This window comes from Bartonella sp. AP57NXGY (genome assembly GCF_042195805.1).
GTDB lineage: Bacteria > Pseudomonadota > Alphaproteobacteria > Rhizobiales > Rhizobiaceae > Bartonella.
Window position 1 is genome coordinate 1 of the sequence record NZ_JBHIOZ010000166.1, and the last position, 2,655, is coordinate 2,655.

General features: G+C 39.7%; 1 protein-coding gene. It reads right to left on the reverse strand.

Annotation, left to right across the window (positions count from 1 at the left end; all coding sequences use genetic code 11):
* Positions 1-2,426, reverse strand: a 2,426-nt coding sequence (locus tag ACFIL8_RS09010) for a DEAD/DEAH box helicase family protein (RefSeq protein WP_375689506.1), incomplete at its 3' end; no start/stop codon positions are given.
* Positions 2,427-2,655: the final 229 nt, after the last annotated feature.

The window sequence follows — 2,655 nt, forward strand, 5'->3', positions numbered from 1 at the left end:
TCAAACAAGGCTTCAAACACGGGACGCGTCACAAGATGTTGCGCTAACATCTCAATCGCTTCTTCTTGCTTTATCTCACTGTTTAAGTTGTTTTTTAATTCGTTATAAAACGCATCAAAGGCATGATAAGCTTCGCTTGTTTGATCAGAAAGCATAGTTTGAAGGCGTGTGATATGGTTTTGTGCAATCTCAGCAACATTGCCAGCCCAAATGCCCCAATAATCACTCATGGTAGATTTTTTAACAATCAGTGTTTTGAGAGCATTGGGAAACTCAACAAAAAAGGGCAATCTTCCTTGTCCTTCATATGTTTGGTGCGGTTCATGAGCTTGTGTCCCAATACGAAGTCCGGATTTTTCTGATTTTTCGTGGAGCGTGATTTCGTCAATAACCGTGGTGACATTCTCTAATTCGGTCTTTTTAGAAACTGTAACAATGTCGATGATAGAGCTTACGTCTTGTCCTAAGACCATCTGGTTAAGGGTTTTACTAAAATTCTCATCATGGGCAAGCAAAGCATTGAGAACTTGCCAGACAACACTGTATCTCTTATTGTTTTTTAATGCCTCTTCTGGTGAAACACCAGCAGGAACACCAACCGGCAAAATGATATAGCCCATCTTTTTGCCTTTTGCACGACGCATCACACGTCCCACTGCTTGTATCACATCCACTTGGCTTTTACGCGGGTGTAAAAACATAACCGCATCAAGGGAAGGAACATCAACACCTTCTGAAAGGCAGCGTACATTGGTTAATATACGGCAGACATTCTCACCCGCATCTTCTTTCAACCAATCAAGTTTTATCGTACGGTTTTTGGCACCAGATTTTCCATTAATATGATCTACTTGACAGTTAAGAGGGGGAATATTTTTATGGTTTTCATGAAGATCACGTAAATCTTTCTTAACTTCTTCATCGTTGAATGTTCTACATATACGTTCAGAAGTATCAATATCTCTACAAAAAGCCAAAGCCCGATGCATGGGTCTTGTATCATCCCCAAGATCAATTTTCAGATCCATTTTGGTAAGAGCTTGATAACAACCCATGATCTTTGTTCTATCATCAAGAATAAGTTCATAATTCTCATCTGTCATCAGATGCTGGATAGATTTACTCACTTCTCCTTCATCAACACCTAAAACGATAATCTTGTAAGGCGTTAAAAGTCCATTTTTTACAGCATGGGAGAAACTATAAGAATAAAGGATTTTGCCATAAAGCTCTTCATCATCCATAGAAGCCAGAACGGCATCAATCTCATTAGCTTGTTTTTTGGCATTATCACTAAAGATACGAGGTGTTGCTGTCATATACAGACGTTTCTTTCCCCGAATAAGGCTATTATTATGAACCTTGATAAACTCAGATTCACTCTTGTCTGTTCCTAACACAGCTCCAGTGGTACGGTGTGCTTCATCACAAATGATCAGATCAAATTCCGGTAAAGCATATTTCTTTTGCGCATCCGAAATCACTTGGATCGAATGGTAGGTAGCAAAGACCACTGTCATGGCATCAGGAGAAACCTTATTGGCTTTTTCTCCAAGCTTTTGAGAATCTGTTGTTGCTGGTAGAGCGAGATCCGAGACATCGAGTTCGGCAGCATCATCTTGGGCTTTGCGACGCTTGCCAACTTGTGTATCAGAACACACCGCAAAGGAACGCAAGGGGATTGCTGTATCTGCTGTCCATTCTCTTATTGTTTGTGACATTAAAGAAAGAGAGGGGACAAGAAATAAAACACGTTTACCTTGACCAGCAAGAGCTTCTGCTATCTTCAGACTGGTAAAGGTCTTTCCCGTTCCACACGCCATAATCAGCTTGCCGCGGTCTGCTTCTTGTAAACCGTCACAAACAGCTTTAAGCGCTTCTTGTTGATGATCTAAAAGCTTTTTCGGTTCTTTTTTCTTAAGAGTAGCTTCCCCTTTGCTTTCAAAGGTTGACCAATCTATTTGACTGTTTTCCAGATCAAAAAGATTAATCCGTTGAATGCGGACTCCTTGTCCTTCACAGGTGAGATCGGCATTGTTACTCCAATTACCTTCGGTGCTATCAACCAGAATACGGCGTGTGAAGATCTTTTTTCCCGAGGCAGCAATAAAGCTATCAATATCTTCCTTCTTGATTTGATGATTTGCACTATAAAACTTACATTGAATAGCGGCATATCCTTCTTCATCACGAATTTTAGCAACCAGATCAATGCCGATATCACGCCCATCTTCTCCATGCTCTTTTGCCCATTCACAATAGGTTTGAACCTTTTCATATTCTTGGCATTGCAGAGGGTCTTGCGTCAAATAAGCAATTACAAACTTTTCAAAAGAAGTTCCTCTATCGCGCGCACTTTCTGTATGATCACGGTAGGATTGTAACAGAGAGCGTAATGTCAGTGATTTGTTATGAGATTGAAGCATTTATAATAAAACCCCACCGCTTTATAAGCGTTGATCTATCGGTGTCAAAAAACTTTAAATAGAATCTGCTAGATCTATTTAAAACAAATAGCAATAATAAAATAAAAAAAGGGTGCTAAAGACCCACAACCTGCTTAAAAAGAAATTTTATTAAAGGCTACTTATCCACAGCCTATGACATGAGGTAAAATCAGCAAAATAGTGAATTTTGCTGTTCGTTTCACGTGTT